At 37.3% G+C, this 21125-nt stretch carries 19 protein-coding genes and 1 other annotated feature; all 19 genes read left to right on the forward strand.

The features are described from left to right. Positions 1-12 precede the first annotated feature (12 nt). The 19 genes from ACZ427_RS06735 (at position 13) to ileS (ending at position 21116) form a co-directional block, all read left to right on the forward strand. Positions 13-1482, forward strand: a complete 1470-nt coding sequence (locus ACZ427_RS06735; protein WP_461179742.1) for a UDP-N-acetylmuramoyl-L-alanyl-D-glutamate--2,6-diaminopimelate ligase — start codon at positions 13-15, stop codon at positions 1480-1482. Positions 1483-1484: 2 nt separating this feature from the next. Further along, positions 1485-2846 carry a UDP-N-acetylmuramoyl-tripeptide--D-alanyl-D-alanine ligase gene (locus ACZ427_RS06740; protein ID WP_461179741.1) on the forward strand — a complete coding sequence of 454 codons (1362 nt, stop codon included), beginning with the start codon at positions 1485-1487 and terminating at the stop codon, positions 2844-2846. A gap of 55 nt (positions 2847-2901) precedes the next feature. Continuing rightward, positions 2902-3867 carry a phospho-N-acetylmuramoyl-pentapeptide-transferase gene (gene mraY / locus ACZ427_RS06745; RefSeq protein WP_461179825.1) on the forward strand — a complete coding sequence of 322 codons (966 nt, stop codon included), beginning with the start codon at positions 2902-2904 and terminating at the stop codon, positions 3865-3867. After that, positions 3864-5207, forward strand: coding sequence for a UDP-N-acetylmuramoyl-L-alanine--D-glutamate ligase (murD, locus tag ACZ427_RS06750; protein WP_461179740.1), 1344 nt, complete (start codon positions 3864-3866; stop codon positions 5205-5207). Before mraY ends, murD begins: the two co-directional genes overlap by 4 nt. Positions 5208-5291: 84 nt before the next feature. Beyond that, complete coding sequence (spoVE, locus tag ACZ427_RS06755; RefSeq protein ID WP_461179739.1) at positions 5292-6398, forward strand: stage V sporulation protein E; 1107 nt, start codon at positions 5292-5294, stop codon at positions 6396-6398. 120 nt (positions 6399-6518) lie between these two features. Further along, the gene (locus tag ACZ427_RS06760) at positions 6519-7382 is read left to right on the forward strand and encodes a cell division protein FtsQ/DivIB (protein WP_461179738.1); all 864 of its coding nucleotides are present in this window, start codon (positions 6519-6521) and stop codon (positions 7380-7382) included. A 411-nt stretch (positions 7383-7793) separates the two neighbouring features. Beyond that, positions 7794-9077, forward strand: a complete 1284-nt coding sequence (ftsA, locus tag ACZ427_RS06765) for a cell division protein FtsA (protein WP_461179737.1) — start codon at positions 7794-7796, stop codon at positions 9075-9077. A 56-nt stretch (positions 9078-9133) separates the two neighbouring features. Beyond that, the gene (ftsZ, locus tag ACZ427_RS06770) at positions 9134-10282 is read left to right on the forward strand and encodes a cell division protein FtsZ (RefSeq protein ID WP_461179736.1); all 1149 of its coding nucleotides are present in this window, start codon (positions 9134-9136) and stop codon (positions 10280-10282) included. Between the two features lie 254 nt (positions 10283-10536). Beyond that, on the forward strand, positions 10537-11457 hold the full coding sequence (spoIIGA, locus tag ACZ427_RS06775) for a sigma-E processing peptidase SpoIIGA (protein WP_461179735.1): 921 nt from the start codon (positions 10537-10539) through the stop codon (positions 11455-11457). A 17-nt stretch (positions 11458-11474) separates the two neighbouring features. Beyond that, positions 11475-12194: an RNA polymerase sporulation sigma factor SigE gene (gene sigE, locus ACZ427_RS06780; RefSeq protein WP_461179734.1), complete on the forward strand. Its 720-nt coding sequence runs from the start codon at positions 11475-11477 to the stop codon at positions 12192-12194. Positions 12195-12318: 124 nt separating this feature from the next. Further along, positions 12319-13104: an RNA polymerase sporulation sigma factor SigG gene (gene sigG, locus ACZ427_RS06785; protein ID WP_461179733.1), complete on the forward strand. Its 786-nt coding sequence runs from the start codon at positions 12319-12321 to the stop codon at positions 13102-13104. A 910-nt stretch (positions 13105-14014) separates the two neighbouring features. Beyond that, entirely contained in the window at positions 14015-14293 is a 279-nt protein-coding gene (locus ACZ427_RS06790) for a YlmC/YmxH family sporulation protein (RefSeq protein ID WP_461179732.1), read from the forward strand. A 51-nt stretch (positions 14294-14344) separates the two neighbouring features. Further along, positions 14345-15154, forward strand: coding sequence for a peptidoglycan editing factor PgeF (pgeF, locus tag ACZ427_RS06795; RefSeq protein WP_461179731.1), 810 nt, complete (start codon positions 14345-14347; stop codon positions 15152-15154). Positions 15155-15180: 26 nt separating this feature from the next. Continuing rightward, positions 15181-15849: a YggS family pyridoxal phosphate-dependent enzyme gene (locus tag ACZ427_RS06800; RefSeq protein WP_461179730.1), complete on the forward strand. Its 669-nt coding sequence runs from the start codon at positions 15181-15183 to the stop codon at positions 15847-15849. A 22-nt stretch (positions 15850-15871) separates the two neighbouring features. Then, positions 15872-16303 carry a cell division protein SepF gene (locus ACZ427_RS06805; protein WP_461179729.1) on the forward strand — a complete coding sequence of 144 codons (432 nt, stop codon included), beginning with the start codon at positions 15872-15874 and terminating at the stop codon, positions 16301-16303. Between the two features lie 7 nt (positions 16304-16310). Next, positions 16311-16574, forward strand: a complete 264-nt coding sequence (locus ACZ427_RS06810; protein WP_461179728.1) for a YggT family protein — start codon at positions 16311-16313, stop codon at positions 16572-16574. 3 nt (positions 16575-16577) lie between these two features. Continuing rightward, positions 16578-17363 (forward strand): YlmH family RNA-binding protein, encoded by a 786-nt coding sequence (locus ACZ427_RS06815; RefSeq protein WP_464883547.1) that lies wholly within the window; start codon positions 16578-16580, stop codon positions 17361-17363. Between the two features lie 90 nt (positions 17364-17453). After that, on the forward strand, positions 17454-17957 hold the full coding sequence (locus tag ACZ427_RS06820) for a DivIVA domain-containing protein (RefSeq protein ID WP_461179824.1): 504 nt from the start codon (positions 17454-17456) through the stop codon (positions 17955-17957). 59 nt (positions 17958-18016) lie between these two features. Then, positions 18017-18249 (forward strand) — a binding site (T-box leader). A 110-nt stretch (positions 18250-18359) separates the two neighbouring features. Next, positions 18360-21116: an isoleucine--tRNA ligase gene (ileS, locus tag ACZ427_RS06825; protein WP_461179726.1), complete on the forward strand. Its 2757-nt coding sequence runs from the start codon at positions 18360-18362 to the stop codon at positions 21114-21116. Positions 21117-21125: the final 9 nt, after the last annotated feature.

Here is a 21125-nt window from a genome sequence, read left to right on the forward strand (position 1 = left end):
AGGATGGTTTACATGAGATTATCAGAACTGCTTTTAAGCTTGCCGTTCTATGAAACTGTATCATCTATCGATAACGTCAATATCAGAGCAATAGAAATAGACTCAAGAAAGATAAAACCAGGAGACCTTTTTGTATGCATTAACGGTTTTACAGTGGATGGCCATAATTATGTGAAGCAGGCAGTTGCAAACGGTGCTGCAGGAATAATTTCAGAAAAGCAAGTGAATGAAACAATTCCTGTAATTATAGTTTCAGATGCAAGAAGGGCATTAGCCATGCTTGCGGGGAAGTTTTATAATTATCCTACGAGCAAAATTCCCCTTATCGGAGTAACAGGAACAAATGGTAAAACGACTGTAACGTATTTACTGGAGGCAATTTTTAATCACTTTCGTAAAAAAACGGCTGTCCTTGGTACAATTGAGATGAAAATCGATGATAATATTTTCCCCATGGCGAATACGACACCAGATGCATTGTTTTTACAAAAAGCTTTCAGCGACATGGTCGATCAGAATGTAGAACAGGCAGTAATGGAAGTGTCTTCTCATGCACTGGATTTAGGAAGGGTTCATGGGTGTGATTATGATATTGCTGTCTTCACAAATCTCTCTCAGGATCATTTAGATTACCATAAAGATTTAGGCGATTATTTACGGGCAAAAAGTCTTCTGTTTGCTCAATTAGGGAATACCTATGAGAAAGATAATTTTAAGTTTGCTATTATTAATGAAGATGATCCATCAAGTAAGGTCATAAAACAGAGTACAGCACAACACATTTTAACATATGGCTGCCAAAACAAAGCACAGGTGAGAGCAGTTAATATAGAACTTACTGCTGATGGAGTATCTTTTCAATTGCAAAGTCCTGCAGGAATGATTAATATCAATAGTAAATTAATAGGGATGTTCAATGTATATAATATGCTTGCTGCAAGTACAGCAGCTATTGCGTCAAATGTCCCGTTACATGTAATTAAAACAGCGATGGAGAGCATAAATGGTGTTAATGGGAGATTTGAACCGATTGTCTGCAACCAATCCTATTCTGTCATTGTTGACTATGCCCATACACCAGATTCACTTGAAAATGTCTTACAAACAATTAAGGGTTTTGCAAAAAGGAAGGTGTACGTAGTAGTAGGCTGTGGCGGCGATCGCGATAGAACCAAACGTCCGCTTATGGCAAAAACTGCGTTAAAATATGCAGACTATGCTATATTTACATCTGACAATCCACGCACTGAAGATCCAAAAGTTATTTTAAATGACATGACAGATGGATTGATTTCATCAGATTATGAAGTAATCATTGATCGTAAAAAAGCAATAAGGCAGGCAATCGAACTGGCTGAAGATGATGATATAATATTAATTGCCGGTAAAGGGCATGAAACATATCAGCAGATTGGCTATGCTAAACATGACTTTGATGATCGGCAAATTGCCAAAGAAGCAATCGTAGCTAAGGAGAAATGATAATGCTATTTACAACAGAATGGCTATCCCGGATATTCACTGAATATAACGGGATAGCACAGGAGAAACAAACAATAAAAGAAGTGATTACAGACAGTCGGACAATGATGACTGATGCTTTATTCATACCTATCGTCGGAGAAAACTTTGATGGACATGATTTTATAGACCAGGCTATTAAAAATGGTGCTACCGCTATATTGTGGAACCGAAAAAGAGGTCCGGCCGAGTCTATACCAGCTGACATCCTTGTATTCTATGTTGATGATACGACAACTGCCTTGCAGGAACTTGCAGCTAATTACAGAAATGAAATCGACCCTATTGTAGTTGGAATAACTGGTTCCAATGGAAAAACAACAACGAAAGACCTGGTGGCTGCTATGGCGGGAGCTGTCTATCGTACGCATTATACAGATGGTAATTTCAATAATCATATCGGTCTGCCACTAACAATTTTGTCAATGAAAAGAGATACAGAAGTACTTGTATTAGAAATGGGCATGAGTGATTTTGGCGAAATCGATCTCCTTTCCCGACTTGCCAGACCTGATTATGCGATTATTACTAATATCGGAGAATCCCATATCGAGTATCTGGAATCACGTGAGGGAATAACGAAAGCTAAGCTGGAAATCACAAATGGGCTGAAAGATAATGGATGGATTATTTTCGATGGTGATGAAAAATTGTTAAAACCTGTGCATGGGTGGAAAAATAGCATTACTTGCGGATTTCATCCAAGCAATGATGCAGTCATCAACCATGTTGAAGTAGGCTATCACGAGACAAGCTTTCAGATGTCAGGTACAGCCTATACAGTCCCATTATTAGGGAAACATCATGCACTGAATGCAACATTTGCCATTAAACTTGGTGAAAAGTTAGGTATTGATCCAGAAAAGAGAAAGCAAGCATTACGTTCATTAAAACAAACGGGTATGCGATTTGAAATGATTCAAGGAAACAATGGCGTATCGATTATTAATGATGCATATAATGCTTCCCCTACCTCAATGAAAGCAGCAATTAACGTGGTCAAGCAGATGGAAGGATTTTCAGCGAAAGTACTTATTCTTGGTGATGTACTGGAATTAGGCGCACATTCTGAAGTGATGCACCGTTCAGTAGCAGAGGAAGTGGAGGAGCCAATTACTGCTTTATTTACATTCGGAGATGAGGCCAAATACATTTCAGATGCTGTCAGGGAAAATATTCCATCCATTATTTGTAGATATTTCGATTCAAAAGAAGATTTAGTTGAAGCATTACAGCCATATATGAAGAAAGATGCCTTATTTTTATTTAAAGCCTCAAGAGGTTTGAAATTTGAATCAATCATTAAAGAAATTATTCATCCATAGGATATGGACGGTTACTGTATGAGGAGGAATTGAAGTGAATATAACAGTTATATTGATGACACTTGCCATCGCATTTTTAATTGCCGTCCTTTTATCTCCAATATTTATTCCATTTTTAAGACGCTTAAAGTTTGGACAAAGCATTAGAGAAGAAGGACCAGAGTCACATATGAAAAAGACAGGGACCCCAACAATGGGAGGCCTCATGATTGTATTTAGTATTATTATTACTTCTGTGATTATGGTTGGTAAAGTCTCAACGGACGGGATTGGCTATGAACTCTGGTTATTATTGCTCGTTCTGGTCGGGTTTGGGTTGTTAGGCTTTCTTGACGATTTTATCAAAGTGGCAATGAAAAGAAATTTAGGGCTTACTTCATTGCAGAAATTAGTGGGACAGGTAGTAATCGCACTTATTTTTTATTTTATTGTTCAAATCCAGGGGTTTCCGACGTATATACAAATACCCGGAACAACGGTTCAATGGGAACTCGGTTGGGGATATGCAATATTAATTATTATTATGCTTGTTGGAGCTTCAAACGCAGTAAATTTAACAGACGGACTTGACGGGCTATTAGCTGGAACTGCTGCCATCGCCTTTGGAGCATTTGCAATATTGGCATGGTATGGCTTTGGGTCAAACGAGGTCACAATCTTTTCCTTAGCTGCAGTTGGAGCATTGCTAGGTTTCTTAGTGTTTAATGCACACCCTGCTAAAGTGTTTATGGGAGATACTGGTTCCCTGGCCTTGGGTGGAGCAATTGCTGCAATAGCCATTTTAACAAAACTGGAAATTATTTTAGTGATAATTGGAGGTGTCTTTGTTATTGAGACACTCTCTGTAATCATTCAGGTTATTTCCTTTAAAACAACGGGAAAAAGAGTATTTAAAATGAGTCCATTACATCACCATTATGAATTAATTGGCTGGTCGGAATGGCGGGTAGTTACAACGTTTTGGCTGGTTGGATTAATTTTTGCCGCACTAGGCATTTTTATTGAGGTGGGATTAGGGTGAAAAAATTAACAGATTTCCACTATTCACATGTACTTGTGCTGGGATTAGCAAAAAGTGGTACAGCAGCTGCAAAATTTTTATTGGGTAATGGCAAAAAAGTTCGAGTGAATGATATGGAAGTAAGTAAAGATGGTATTTCAACATTAAAGTCGCTGGGAGCAGAAGTAATTGTTGGCTCCCATCCGCTTTCTGTTTTGGATGACATTGAGGTGATTGTAAAGAATCCAGGGATACCATATGATAACCCGCTATTAATAGAAGCACAAAACCGAAATATTCCTATTGTTACTGAAATTGAGATTGCCGGTCAATTGGTAGAGGAAGCAATAATTGGAATAACCGGATCCAATGGCAAGACAACAACGACGACTTTGACTGCCGAAATGCTTGCTAATAGTAACTTGTCTGTGAAAGTCGCGGGCAACATAGGGATGGTTGCAACAGATGTTGCCCAAACGTTAAATAAAGACGAAAAAATGGTTCTGGAGTTATCTTCCTTTCAATTATTGGGTATTCGTACATTCAAACCCAAAATTGCTGTATTGTTAAATATATTTGAAGCACACTTGGACTACCATAAAACGCTGGAAAATTACAGACAGGCAAAATTCAATATTTTTAAAAACCAAAATACCGATGATTATCTTATTTATAATGCAGATGATCCAACTTTAGTTGAAACTGTTAAAAAAGCACCATCTCAAAAAATTCCATTTTCTATAAATCAAAAATTGAAAAATGGGATATGGGCTGATGAAGACAGTATTTACTTCAGAGGGGAAAAAATTATCAATCGTAAAGATATTGTATTGGTTGGTGACCATAACCTGGAAAACATTTTAGCTGCTATTGCTGCTGCTAAGCTGAGCGGTGCTGCAAATGAAGGTATTAGGGAAGTGTTAACTACTTTTTCCGGCGTCAAACACCGGCTGCAATTTGTAGATAAAATAAATGGTCGTTTATTTTACAATGATTCAAAGGCGACCAATATTTTAGCTACACAAAAAGCATTATCAGCATTTCAACAACCAATTATATTACTCGCAGGAGGTCTTGATCGGGGCAATGAATTCACCAATTTAAGACCATATCTTAAAAACGTGAAAGCGATGATTGTGTTTGGGGAAACGGCTGACAAACTGAGTAGTTTTGCAGAGAATGCCGGAGTCCCAACCATTATAAAAACTGGAGATGTTCAGCAGGCAACGGAAAAAGCTTTTGGTATTTCTCAGGAAAATGATGTGATTTTATTATCACCTGCTTGTGCGAGTTGGGATCAGTACCAAACATTTGAAGAAAGAGGTGACATGTTTATACAAGCTGTGCATACATTAGTGTAGGGGGCTTGTTTTATATCGTCACTATCTATACTAATACAAAATCAAAACACCCCTCTTCCAATCATAAGGATAAGGGGTGTTTTTTTGTTACAAAAAATAGCGAAACGCAAACCCGATTATATACTGTTAAGTGTTATTGGCAGTTTACTGATTATCGGAATAATCATGGTTTACAGTTCATCCTACGTATGGTCTGATTATAAATTCCAAGATTCGTTTTATTATGTAAAAAGGCAATTGTTGTTCGCCGGGGCAGGTGTGGCAGCTATGTTTATCATTATGCTAGTTCCATATACTATCTGGAAAAAGTATGCAAAAATCATTTTGTTTACTTGTTTTCTATTATTGCTGCTTGTATTAATTCCTGGTATCGGAATGGTACGCGGTGGAGCACAGAGTTGGATTGGAGTTGGAGCATTCAGTATACAGCCTTCAGAATTTATGAAGCTTGGTTTGATTGTTTTTTTATCTGCCCATTTAGCTTTAAACCAAAAATATATTACATCATTTAAGAAAGGATTTTTCCCATCCATTATTTTAGTATTTACTGCATTTGGCTTAATCATGTTGCAGCCGGACTTGGGGACAGGGATGGTTCTTGTCCTGACATGTATGATCATGATTTTTGTTGCCGGTGCGAGACTGTCCCATTTTTTTGGGTTGGCAGCACTAGGCCTTGTAGGATTTGTATTTTTGATTATTTCAGCACCGTACCGAATAAGCCGAATTACAGCCTTTCTCAATCCTTGGGAGGATCCACTTGGAGACGGATTCCAAATCATTCAGTCTTTATATGCAATCGGCCCGGGAGGATTAATGGGTGTCGGTTTGGGGGAAAGCTTACAGAAGTATTTTTATTTACCTGAACCGCAAACCGATTTTATATTTGCCATTCTGGGAGAAGAATTTGGATTCATTGGTGGAACTTTAGTCCTTGGATTATTTCTTGTATTATTCTGGCGGGGAATAAAAATAGCCTTGGAGGCACCAGATCAATTTGGTCGTTTCTTAGCTCTCGGAATTGTTTCCATGCTAATCATTCAAACCATGATTAATATAAGTGTTGTCATTGGTTTGATTCCGGTTACCGGAATCACATTACCATTTTTAAGTTATGGCGGTTCTTCATTAACTTTAACATTATGCTCAGTTGGAATATTATTAAATTTAAGCATGAATTCCAAAATATAGCATTCAAATCAGTATTTTATACAATTGGAAAAAATTTATAGGCTGTTGAGTTAAAAACCTTATAAACAATATGGTGTTCACTATATGTTAATGTATATTATGTGATATAATTCATGTATTATGAAAGAAACAGCTTCACTGGCTGTTTCTTTTGACAAATTTGTTATAAAGGAAGAAATGGAGATGAGCAAAGAAAAAATCGTTTCAATCGAGGATCGTGTTCCAAAATTGAAACAAGCCCGTAAGAAAAAGGCAAATCGACGATTAATTTTTTATCTGTCTATTTTTTTCTTTTTAATATCCATCATTGTTTATCTTCAGTCCCCATTGAGTAATGTCCACACAATCAATGTCACGGGGAATTCACTATTGGAAGATGAGGATATTATTAATCTTAGTAATCTGACGGAAGATACGAATATCTGGACGATAAATAAATCAGATGTGAGTTCTGCAGTAAGTGAAAATCCGATAGTTGAATCCGCAGAGGTTTATAGGAGGCTTCCTTGGACAGTTGAAATTCAGTTAAATGAATTCGAACGTGTGGGTTATATTAAAGAAGAAAATAATTTCCACCCCGTTTTAGGGAATGGTACGACATTAAATGAGATTGAGCAAAATTCTTTTATTGGTGATGCCCCGTTACTTTTAGGGTTTACAGATGAAGCGTACTTACATAGAATGGCAAGTGGACTACAGGAATTGCCTGATAGTATTTTGAATCTGATTTCAGAAATTCATTGGCAACCGACAGATGATAATAAAAATAATATTATGCTTTATATGAATGATGGATACATGGTAAGTGGAACAATAAGGGATTTTGCAGAGAGAATGGAAATATATCCTTCAATTGTGTCTCAACTGGAACCAGGAAGTGAAGGTATTATTCATATAGGAGTAGGAGCTTATTTTGAATCATTTAATACTGCGGATGAAGAAGAAAACCAGGAAAGTCAAATGGAAGATGACTTGGGAGAATGATATACAGCCGGAAGAACAAGCAGAAGAAATAAAAGAATAGAATTAAATTACCGATGAAAGTCATATATACCGTGCAATTTACGAAAATTATAGTATATATGGATAGAATTGGATGAAGCCTTATCTTTTAGAAGGTGAGACAAGTCTGAGCGACTGCTCACTAGTACGTGCTGTTACCCAGGGTGCCCGTTTTTCAGGTGACGGAAGCAAAATGCAGATTAGCAGCTTTAAAACTAAAAAAATGAAGGAAAATTAAAGGAAATAGTGTTTTTATATAGAATTACCTATATATATTTTCTTTTTTTCAATAAATCCTATAAAATAATAGATTAGGATTATCCATTACAATTGTGAATAAAGATAAATTATCTGTTCGTATACAGGTGGTTAAGAATCAGGAGGTGCCTTTCGTTGAACAACAGTGAAGTACTAGTAAGCCTTGATATAGGTACAACAAAAATTAAAGTGATTATCGGAGAAGTCTTAAATGATTCATTAAACATTATTGGTGTTGGAACTGCAAAATCCAATGGCATGAAAAAAGGTGCCATTGTTGATATCGATCAAACTGTACAATCTATCAGAAGTGCAGTAGAACAAGCGGAACGAATGGTTGGTATGCAGATTGACAGTGTCGTTGTTGGCATAAACGGGAATCACATACAATTACAGCCATGTCATGGTGTAGTAGCTGTGCAAAGTGAAGATCGCGAAATTAGCGATGAAGATATTACTAGAGTTATTGATGGTGCACAGGTTATTTCCATTCCACCTGAGCGCGAAATCATTGATGTTATACCTAAACAGTTTATCGTTGATGGTCTTGATGAAATAACAGACCCAAGAGGTATGATTGGTGTCCGTTTGGAAATGGAAGGAACAATTATTACTTGCTCAAAAACGGTTTTACATAATACATTAAAGTGTGTTGAACGTGCTAATTTGCAAGTAGCTGATATTTGTCTCCAGCCACTTTCAGCAGGAACTATAGCGCTGTCAAAAGATGAAATGGAAATGGGAGTTGCTCTTATCGACGTTGGTGGCGGCTGTTCTACCGTTTCTATCTTTGAAAATGACCAACTGGTATCTACAAGTGTTGTCAGCTTAGGTGGAGACAATATTACAAAGGATCTGTCCATCGGCCTAAGAACATCAACAGAAGAATCAGAAGATATCAAATTAAATTATGGACATGCTTTTTACGATACAGCACAGGAAGATGAAACTTTCGATGCTTCTATTATAGGTAGTAATACAAAACAGACTTATAATCAGCTGGAAATATCTGATATGATTGAAGCCAGAATGGAAGAGATCTATGCTTACGCAGAAAGAGAAATCCGAAAAAACGGGTACCAGGAATTACCAGGCGGGTATGTGCTGACAGGTGGTACAATGGCAATGCCAGGAGTATTAGAGTTGGCACAGGATCTGTTTCAATCGAATGTCCGTATTGCCATACCTGATTACATAGGTGTGAGAGAACCGCAATTTACTGCGGGTGTAGGAATCTTGCAATTTGCTTATCGCAATGCGAAAATACAAGGAAAAGAGTTATTTCCTTCCCTTGTAAATAATTCATATGAACAACAACCAAAACCTAAGCGTACAAAAAAACAAAAACCAAATGAATCAAAAGAAAACAACAAAAAAGAATCCAGAGTTGCTAATTTGTTTAAATATTTCTTTGATTAATCTTTAAAAATAGCATCTGGAACACTTGTAATTTTGCATATTAGGAGGAACGAAGTATGTTAGAGTTTGATACAAATATGGAGGAACTGGCAACTATTAAAGTAATCGGTGTAGGTGGTGGCGGAAATAACGCTGTTAACCGCATGATTGAGCATGGAGTTGAAGGCGTGGAGTTTATAGCCGTGAATACAGATTCTCAGGCATTAAATCTCTCAAAAGCTGAAGTGAAACTGCAAATTGGTGGCAAATTAACCCGGGGACTGGGGGCTGGTGCCAACCCTGAAGTAGGTAAAAAAGCTGCTGAAGAAAGTAAAGACCAGATTCAGGAAGTATTGCAAGGTGCGGATATGATATTTGTTACAGCTGGAATGGGCGGGGGAACAGGTACTGGAGCAGCACCGGTTATTGCTCAGATTGCCAAGGATCTCGAAGCATTGACTGTCGGTGTTGTAACAAGACCATTCTCCTTTGAAGGAAGAAGACGCTCAACACAAGCTATTTCAGGAATTGATGCATTAAAAAGTGCCGTAGATACATTGATTGTCATTCCAAATGATCGTTTATTAGAAATTGTTGATAAAAACACACCTATGCTGGAAGCATTTCGTGAAGCTGATAATGTTCTAAGACAGGGTGTACAAGGTATTTCTGATTTAATAGCAAAACCGGGGCTTATTAACGTAGATTTTGCTGACGTGAAAACGATTATGATTGATAAAGGCTCTGCGTTAATGGGTATTGGTATAGCTACTGGTGAAACACGTGCGTCAGAGGCTGCGAAAAAAGCAATTTCATCTCCTTTATTGGAAACTTCTATTGATGGTGCTCAAGGTATTTTAATGAATATTACAGGTGGTGCAAACCTGAGTCTGTATGAAGTACAGGAAGCTGCCGATTTAGTAACGTCTGCGGCCCACAATGAAGTCAATGTTATCTTTGGTTCCGTAATTAATGAAAATTTAAATGATGAGATTATTGTAACAGTAATTGCAACAGGATTTGATGAAAGCACTCAAAGACCTGATAATCCAGTGAAGCAGCAACGTCCTGTGATTAATCATAATCAGCAGGCAGCTACAACAGAAACAGAAGATATTAGGAGAGAACCTAGCCCACAACAACAACAGCAACGCCCAAAACAGGAAGAAGATACTTTGGATATACCAACATTCTTACGAAACCGCAAACGTAATCGCAGAAACTAAAAAAATATTTCGAAAAATAATTTTTTAAAGCAAATGGTGAGCTTCATAAGCTGTCATTTGCTTTTTGTTTTTTAAAAGATCCATCACAAACCGCATTACAGCAGGCTCCCGACAAACTCCCCGATAACTAGTTAAAATAAGTCCCATTACACATACAAGAAGTGACAGACTTTGCTGTTCAACTCATATATACTTCTCTTAAATCATATAATCTATGAAAATAAAGTAAATTCTTTGCGAAAGGAAGAATCTGTGTGACCATTTACCTTGATGCTGTCTGGACATTAAATTTGTTCCTGGACATGATGCTTTTAATGCTCACACAAGCTTTAGCACGAGACAGCACTGGGAAACTCAGAATTGTGTTCGGAGCATTTATCGCTTCACTTTTAGTACCAATATCCATCTATTTTCCCGATTCTTTTGTAAGCAGTACAGCAGGAAAATTTCTTTATTCTGTATTTATTATTTTTTGTGCATTTGGGTTTATAAATATCAACCGGTTACTGAAGCTTTTACTTCTATTTTATTTCACGACCTTTGCAATAGGGGGTGGTTTAATAGCCGTACATTTTCTGTTTCAAAACCCTGTCGGTATCTCTGTAAATGGCTTGGTTACCTTTAATAGTGGTTATGGCGACCCGATTAGTTGGCTTTTTGTAATTGTTGGCTTTCCATTCGCTTGGCTGTTTACTAAAAAGCGAATGGACGAGCACGCAGGAGAAAAAATTCGTTATGATCAACTATGTCAGGTAACGGTACAGATGAAAAATGAGAGTTATTCAACTGCCGGATATATTGATAGCGGAAATCAGTTGACAGATCCATTAACTAAAAAACCGGTAATTATTTGTGATGAGACATTTTTAAAGCAATGGTTTACTGAAAATGAATGGAATTTGTTAAAAGATGCTTATGAAGCGTTCGATTTAGATAACCTTCCAAAAGCATGGGAAAGTGATATTCAAATTGTACCCTATCAAGGAGTGCAAGGAAAAAGTATGTTTTTATTCGCACTAAGACCGGATAAATTAACAGTTTACTATGAAGAACAGGAAATCATTTCAGAAAAATTACTAATTGGTATTCAATTTGCTGAATTGGCGAAAGACGGTAGCTACCATTGTTTGCTTCAACCGCAAATTATAAAACTGGCAGCTGTTCATTCTGCATAAAAGAGGAGAGATGGAAGTTGAAAACATGGAAAATACGTCTACGTTTACGGTGGTATAAGCTTTTAATAAAGTTGGGTATTAAATCAGATGAAATATATTATATCGGTGGGAGTGAGGCACTGCCCCCGCCTTTATCAAAAAAAGAAGAGCAGGAATTGTTAATCTTGCTCCCTAAAGGTGATAAATCAGCACGAGCTATGCTTATTGAACGGAATTTGCGTTTAGTTGTCTACATTGCACGCAAATTTGAGAATACTGGAATTAATATTGAAGATTTGATAAGTATTGGTACGATAGGGCTCATTAAAGCAGTAAATACTTTTAATCCTGAGAAAAAAATTAAACTTGCTACCTATGCATCCAGGTGTATTGAGAATGAAATTTTAATGTATTTACGGAGGAATAATAAATTGAAGTCGGAAATATCTTTTGACGAACCATTAAATATTGATTGGGATGGAAATGAATTATTATTATCAGATGTGATGGGAACAGACGAGGATATTATTACGAAAAATTTGGAATCAAATGTTGATAAAAGCTTATTAAAAAATGCATTATCCCAATTAAATGCTCGCGAAAAACAGATTATGGAATTACGGTTTGGATTGATTGGACAAGATGCCAAAACTCAGAAGGATGTTGCGGATATGCTTGGGATTTCTCAATCTTATATTTCACGTTTGGAGAAAAAAATCATCAGGCGTTTAAAAAAAGAATTTAATAAAATGGTTTAGCCTTGTACGACTAATAATGCAGACGATTTTATCCGTTTTTCGAATGTGTCGCCCTGCATAAAAATCCTTTCAGGCGGAGATACTGTCCATGAACAGCATCACCAACTGGGAGGGTTGAGCTTAAATGACTAGACATAAGGTTGAGATATGTGGTGTTGATACATCAAAATTACCTGTTCTAAAAAACGAAGAAATGAAAAAATTATTTAAGAGAATACAGCAGGAGGACGGCGATCTGTCCGCACGTGAAGAACTGGTAAATGGTAACCTCAGACTCGTATTAAGTGTGATCCAGCGATTTAATAATCGCGGAGAGTATGTAGATGATCTATTCCAGGTCGGCTGTATCGGTTTAATGAAGTCCATTGACAACTTTGACTTATCGCATAATGTTAGATTTTCCACGTATGCTGTTCCAATGATTATTGGTGAAATCAGGCGATACTTAAGGGATAATAACCCGATTCGGGTATCAAGGTCATTGCGTGACATAGCTTATAAAGCATTACAGGTAAGGGAAAAACTTATTAACAAATCATCAAGGGAACCAACACCAATGGAAATAGCTGAAGAAATGGGAGTCCCACATTCAGATATTGTATTTGCGCTGGACGCCATTCAAGATCCCGTATCATTATTTGAACCTATTTATAATGATGGTGGAGATCCAATATTCGTGGTGGATCAAATCAGTGATGATAAGGACAAAGATTCCACTTGGACTGATAAGCTTTCTTTAAAGGAAGGAATGTACCAATTAAACGAAAGGGAAAAAATGATTTTAAATAAACGTTTTTATCAAGGGAAAACACAAATGGAAGTTGCCGACGAAATTGGGATATCACAGGCACAGGTATCCCGTTTGGAAAAAGCAGCTATCAGCCAAATGAATAAGCAAATGTTTGAGTGATAACAAAAAACACAAAGAATTGTCAGCGGGAGAATGTAAAAATTACTTTTTAATTTAATAACTATAAAAAGCAAAAGGAAAGGTCGATGATACCTTTTCCTTTTGCTTTTTTTTTTGCATTTAAGAACCTGCATGGCGGGCTAAGAGCGTGCCGCCACCATCTATAATGAAAACAGCTAATTTAATCAGAAAGCTTTTCTCTAAAAGACAAGGGACTGTGGTGACTCGTCCCATCGAAAGGCTTTGGGATTGCGATTACTCATCCCATCAAAAAGACTTGTAGCTTTTGACACAAAAGATATAAAAGACGAAGTAACTGCTATGTCGATTTCCGCTGCGGACCGTTGCTTTCCGCGGGCACGGCTTCAGCCTCTTCGCGGAAGATCACCGCTGCGGGGTCTTCAGCTCGTGCTGTTCCCGCTGGAGTCAACGGTCCGCAGCGAAAATCAACCATCTTAAAAGTGCATAACTATTACGTGATTTAAATCAACCAATAAATGCGATAAGTTGCAGTGCGCTAACCAGCGAAGGAAATACACGAAGACTCCTGCTTAGAAAGCGAAGACGCCTGAGACCCCACAGCGAGCGTTCTTTGCGAGCGAGGAGGCTCAGCGCGAGCCCGCGGAAAGCGTAGTGTATTTCCGTAGCGAGTAATCGCACCAGCCATAATTTCAAGTTACTTCGTCTTTTATATCAACTGCGACGTTAAGGAGCAACAAAATTCACCAAAAGAGCCAGCCAGAAAAAGGTATAATCTTGGTTCATGATGGTTATACTTAATAATTTTTCCCGTTCTAATAACAGTTGTTTTCTTACAAAAGTACATGTGACGAAAAGCTAAGTTTTCCAATTTTGGTGAAAGAAATCATAGACTCATGCATATATTTTAATGAAGGTGGTGTGTGTACGAATGATAAAATTATCTGAACTACAAATGAAAGAGGTTATTGTTGTGGATGATGGAAGACGTATTGGCCATATTTCCGACTTGGAAATCGATCCAGATAAAGGCAGAATTCTTGCAATCATCATTATTGTTCGAGAAAAGAAAGATGGTCTTTTCGGTAAATCTGATGAAATGATTATTCATTGGGACCAAATAGTACGAATAGGTTCTGATGTCATTCTTGTTAAAGAAACACAGGCACCTCAATTATATGCAGAACCCCATTTTAGTGAGAAAGAATAAATACAGAAAATATGATAAGATAGTAAAAGTATTTATTCAGGAGGTCATCCAATGCAGGAACCATTTACACATATCGATGAATCCTATCTACAGATAGAAAAATGGCAACAGTTGCATCCTAAACTGAAAGCAGGGTTTACAACCAGAATGGGCGGCGTAAGTCAAGCTCCCTTCAATACGTTAAATTGTGGTCTGCATGTAGCTGATCAATATGATGACGTTATTGCAAACCGTCAGTCACTGGCTCAAAAATTAAGGATACCTTTAGATCGTTGGGTAACAGGTGAGCAGATTCACCAAACAAATGTACAAATAATTACAAGCGATGATAAAGGAAAAGGGGCTGCTTCTCATCAAAGTGCCATTAAAGGGACAGACGGGTTGATTACAAATGAAGCAGGAGTATTATGTACGGCTTTTTTTGCTGACTGTGTACCTTTATTCTTTTTTGATCCGACAACAGGGTATATTGGAATTGCTCATGCAGGCTGGAGAGGGACTGTCAGCAGAATAGCAGGAAAAATGGTACAGGAACTCCAGGCTCTCCATGTAAACATGAAGGAGCTTCTCGTAGTTATTGGCCCCTGTATTACGCAACAATATTATGAGGTAAATGATTATGTAACTCGTCATATTACTTACAGGGAAAGGGAAAAAACCGTAATTGAAAAAGAGAAGAACCGCTATTTATTGGATTTAAAGCAATTAAATGTAGAAATCCTTTTACAATCAGGGGTGTTACGTAATAATATAGATATAACAAATTATTGCACGTATAATGATAATTCCTTATTCTTTTCACATCGGCGTGATAATGGCAGGTCTGGAAGAATGTTGGGTTTTCTGGGTTATTCAACATGATTATACTGGGGGAGGAGAATGAACGAATGAATGTAGCAGCAAATTACGAACTCATTCAAACTAAAATTAGACAAGCTTGCGTGAAAAGCAATCGAAATCCGGAAGAAATAAGCATTATAGGAGTTACGAAATATGTTACAATAGAACGAACAAAAGAAACAATTGATGCAGGTATTAAAAATCTTGGTGAGAATCGTCTGGAAGGTTTTTTGGAAAAATACAATCATTTTACAAATCACGCAAAATGGCACTTCATTGGAACATTGCAGTCTAGAAAAGTAAAAGAGGTTATAAATAAAGTAGACGTCATCCATTCTCTGGATCGAACCTCATTAGCAAAGGAAATCAATAAACGGGCGATAAATCGGGTAGACTGCTTTGTTCAGGTCAATGTGAGTGGAGAAGAGACAAAACATGGACTGGCACCTGAAGAGGTTATATCATTTCTTGAGAAGATTTCTGATTATGAAAATGTACGAGTTGTAGGATTAATGACAATGGCACCGCATGTAGAGGACAATATTCAGATAAGGAAAATATTTAAACAGTTGGCAGAATTAAGAGACTCAGTAAAAAACAGGAATCTTCCTCATGCCCCATGTGAATTTTTATCCATGGGTATGAGCAATGATTATGAAATTGCTATCGAAGAGGGGGCTACACATATTCGAATCGGATCTGATCTAGTGGGTTAATAAAAATTAGTGAGGTGAGATAATGAGTATTAAAAATAAAATCAAAAATTATTTTACGATGGATGATGAATATGAATACGAATATGTGGAAGAAACTCCGGAACAGGAAAGCAATTCCAATGGAAAGTCAAAAAATCAGAATGTCGTTAATTTAACAAGCATGCAACAGCCTTCCTCAAAAGTTGTTCTCTGTGAACCAAGAACGTATAATGAAGCACAGGAAATTGCAGATAATATTGTGAATCGAAGAGCTGTTGTTATAAACCTGCAGCGTGTTGAAAATCAGCAGGCAAAAAGAATTGTCGATTTTCTTAGTGGTACCGTCTATGCTGTGAACGGTGATATTCAAAAGTTGGGAGTGGAAACATTTTTATGCACTCCTGATAATGTGGATGTATCGGGCACAATAACAGATGCAGTTGTAGAAGAGGCGGATTTTGAAAAAGGATGGTAGTGAATAGATGATTCAATTATTTAATATATTAAATCTTGCTTTAACGATATACAGTTATGCGCTAATTGTATACATTTTAATGTCATGGTTTCCTGGCGCCCGTGAATCCTCTTTTGGAGAATTTTTAGGGAGAATCTGTGAACCTTATCTTGAAGTTTTTCGGAAGTTCATTCCACCACTTGGTATGATCGATTTATCACCAATTGTGGCCATTATTGTGTTACAATTTGCCAAGTTTGGCTTAGCACATTTATTTACGATGATGATCTAAAGGGTGTTCATATTGGATATTTATCAGCATTTTCGTAAAGAGGAGCAGCCTTTCATCGATCAGGTTATATCCTGGAAGGAACAAGTAGAACAATCCTTTCAGCCAAAATTGACAGATTTTCTTGATCCGAGGGAACAACAGATTATAGATATGTTAATTGGAACTCAAAATGATGAGTTGAAAATATATAATAACGGTGGGGGAACTCACGTTGAGCGAAGCCGGGTCATAGTTGCTCCTTTCTATGAAGAAATTACAACGGACAGTTTTCAAATTACATTACTTCAGGCAGATTTTGCAGACAAATTTATAACTTTAAAGCATCGTGATGTTATGGGTGCATTCTTATCTTTGGGTATCAAACGGAAGAAACTTGGAGATATTTTTATCGGTGAAGGAATCATACAAATCGTCGTAGCTGATGAAATAGCTCCATATGTTTTGACAAATCTAACATCCATTAAGAAAGCTAAAATCAAACTGGAGAAAAAGCCTTTTTCTTCTTTTATAGAGAATAAAATGCATTGGATTGAATCAGATAAGACAGTTTCATCATTGCGTCTGGATGCCCTGGTAAAAGAAATTTACAACATCTCCAGAAAAGAAGCTGCCAATTATATTACAAAACAAATGGTGAAAGTGAATTTTAAGGTGATGGATAACGGGAAAGTCCTGCTTCAGGAAGGTGATTTGCTTTCACTGCGGGGAAAAGGAAGAAGCAAGCTTGTTAAAATAAATGGTCGTACGAAAAAAGATAAGTGGAAAGTAACAACAGCTGTTTTAAAATAAAATGCATTAATCTTGCAGGAAATAGATGATTTGTGTCGAATTTATGTGAAAGACTGGAAAGATTATAATTTCCCTGAGGAGGTGGCCAATGTGCCATTAACACCATTGGATATTCATAACAAAGAATTCACCAGAAGTTTTCGTGGTTATGATGAAGATGAAGTAAATGAATTTTTGGATCAGGTCATTAAAGATTATGAAACAGCCATCAGAGACAATAAAGACTTGAAGGAAAAGGTTGAACAATTGAATGAAAGATTGGGACATTTTAATAATATTGAAGAAACATTGAATAAATCCATTTTGGTTGCCCAGGAGACAGCTGAAGAAGTGAAGGGCAGTGCAACAAAGGAATCTAAACTGATTATTAAAGAAGCAGAAAAAAATGCAGACCGGATTATTAATGAAGCATTAAATAAGTCACGACGTATCTCCATGGATGTTGAAGAACTTAAAAAACAGGCGAAGGTATTCCGGACACGTTTAAAGATGCTTGTAGAGGCCCAGTTGGAAATGATCAATACAGAGGATTGGGAAGAATTATTTGATGAAGACTTGGGTGACGAACTTGAATTAATTGAAAGTAAATCATAGACCTTGACGTTCTTTGAAATATTACATATAATTCATACAAACAACGTTTAACTAAATATACAATTACAATGATAGAGCAAGTATAGAAGTCGTTGCTGCATAGCGAGTCAGGAGATGGTGGAAGCCTGATACAGTAAAGCTTTTAGAATATCACTCTTGAGTATCCATTATGAATACCTGAAACACTAGTAGTAATGGACGGTTAATTCCCGTTACGAATATCGAGTGAATTTAAAACAGTATTTGATTTTAAATTTATAAGGGTGGTACCGCGAGTCTTCTCGTCCCTTTTGGGATTTAGAGACTCGTTTTTTATTTTTAGAAAAAATGGCTCTCGCCAAGCCATAGGTATACGCCTTAGTCTGAAATTATGAAGGAAGAAAATATTAGGAGGAAGCGTAAATGGATTATAAAGATACGTTATTAATGCCAAAAACAAAATTTCCAATGCGTGGTAATTTACCGAATAAAGAGCCGAAAAGACAGGAACATTGGGAAGAGACCAAGATATATGAAAAAGTTCAGGAAAGAACAAAGGGGAGACCACTATTTGTTCTGCACGATGGACCACCTTATGCGAATGGAGATTTGCATATTGGTCATGCTTTAAATAAAATATTAAAAGATATCATTGTACGCCATAAATCAATGACCGGTTACCATGCACCATATGTTCCAGGGTGGGATACACATGGTTTGCCGATTGAAACGGCATTGACAAAAAATAAAAAAATAAAACGAAAAGAAATGAACATTGCTGAATTCAGACAAATGTGTGCAGAATATGCAATGGGTCAAGTTGACAATCAACGGACTCAATTTAAACAGTTGGGAGTCCGCGGAGATTGGGATAATCCATATATAACGCTGACAAAGGACTATGAAGCTGCTCAGATTAAGGTATTTGGTGAAATGGCTAAAAAGGGATACATTTATAAAGGATTAAAGCCAGTTTATTGGTCCCCATCATCTGAATCAGCTTTAGCAGAGGCGGAAATAGAATATCATGATAAACGTTCACCTTCCATTTATGTAACACTTGAGGTAACAGATGGAAAAGGTTTACTTGAGGGCGGAGAGAAGTTCATTGTATGGACGACAACTCCATGGACAATTCCAGCCAACCTCGGTATAAGTCTCCATCCGGATTTGGAATATGTGGTAGTTGAAGTAAATCAAGAAAAATATGTAGTAGCTCAAGCATTACTGGAATCCGTTTCTGAGGAATTGGAATGGGAGAACCCACAAACCGTAAAATCTTTTAAAGGACAGGAAGCAGATAAAATTGTTACGAGACATCCGTTTTATGATCGTGACTCACTCGTAATGCTAGGTACACATGTAACAACAGATGCGGGTACAGGATGTGTTCATACGGCTCCCGGGCACGGGGAAGATGACTTTGTTGTAGCCAAGTCATACGGTATAGAACCGCTCTCCCCTGTTGATGATAAGGGTGTATTTACGAATGAAGCACCAGGATTTGAAGGGTTATTTTATGATAAAGCCAACAAAAATATAACGGAAAAATTAGAAGAAGTAGGGGCTCTGCTCAAACTTACATTTATTACCCACTCCTATCCACATGATTGGCGTACTAAGAAACCAACCATTTTCCGTGCAACTTCTCAATGGTTTGCATCCATTAAAGATTTCCGTCAGGATATTTTGAATGAAATCAACCGTATTAAATGGTACCCGGCATGGGGAGAAACAAGGCTCCATAACATGGTACGTGATCGTGAAGATTGGTGTATTTCCAGGCAGCGTACATGGGGCGTTCCAATTCCAGTGTTTTATGGAGAAGATAATACTCCAATTATTACGGATGAAACAATTGCACATGTGTCTAAACTTTTTGAAGAGCATGGATCGAATGTTTGGTTTGAGCGAGAAGCTAAAGACTTGTTGCCTGAAGGATTTACTTCAGAACATAGCCCGAATGGAAAGTTCACAAAAGAAACAGATATTATGGATGTGTGGTTTGATTCAGGTTCATCCCATGAAGCGGTACTATTGAACAGGGAAGGCCATAGACGCCCGGCTGATGTTTATTTAGAAGGCAGTGACCAATACCGTGGATGGTTCAATTCATCTATTTCTACTGCTGTAGCAGTTACGGGGAAATCTCCATATGAAAATATTATTAGCCACGGCTTTGCATTAGATGGTAACGGCCGAAAAATGAGTAAATCATTAGGCAATGTTATTGTACCATCGAAGGTTCAAAAACAATTAGGGGCTGATATTTTACGGCTGTGGGTATCTTCTGTTGATTATCAGGCAGATGTCCGTATCTCACAGGATATATTAAAACAAACATCAGAGGCTTACCGAAAAATTAGAAATACATTCCGTTTCATGCTTGCAAATCTGGCTGATTTTGATCCGGATACAGATCAAGTTCCTGAGCAGGAATTGGAGGAAGTAGATCGTTACATGCTTCATCGCCTTCAGCAAGTGGTAAGTGATGTACGCGCAAGTTATGATGCGTTTGAGTACGCTCCAATTTTTCACCAAATTCATAACTTTTGTGCGGTTGATTTAAGTTCGTTCTATTTGGATTTTGCTAAAGATGTTCTATACATTGAAGCAAAAGACAATAAACGCCGCCGCAGCATTCAAACCGGGTATTATGAAATTTTGATAACTTTGGTTAAGCTTTTAGCACCAATCATCCCACATACAGCGGATGAGATATGGGAATACATTCCTGGTATTGAAGAAGAAAGTGTGCAGTTAACTGACATACCGGAACCAAGAAAGATTGCTGGTATCGAAAATACAGAAGTTAAGTGGAATCACTTTATGAAGCTTCGGGATGATGTATTAAAAGCCCTGGAAGAAGCAAGAAATGAAAAAGTTATAGGTAAATCACTGGAAGCAAAAGTTACATTGGTTCCAAAGGATGAAGAAACAAAAGATGTGTTACATGCTTTTGAACATTTACATCAGTTTCTAATCGTATCTGAAGCTGAGGTCACTGAAAGTAATCAAGAAGCAAAAGCGTATAAATATGTTGACGTGGCGGTAGAAAAACATCCTGGAGAAAAATGTGAGCGTTGCTGGGTAGCATCAGAAACAGTTGGGGAAGATAACGATCATCCTGAATTGTGTACACGTTGTGCAGCTGTTGTGAAAGAGCACTATTCGGCATAATAGTTATTA

The sequence above is a fragment of the Virgibacillus ainsalahensis genome, assembly GCF_055380755.1.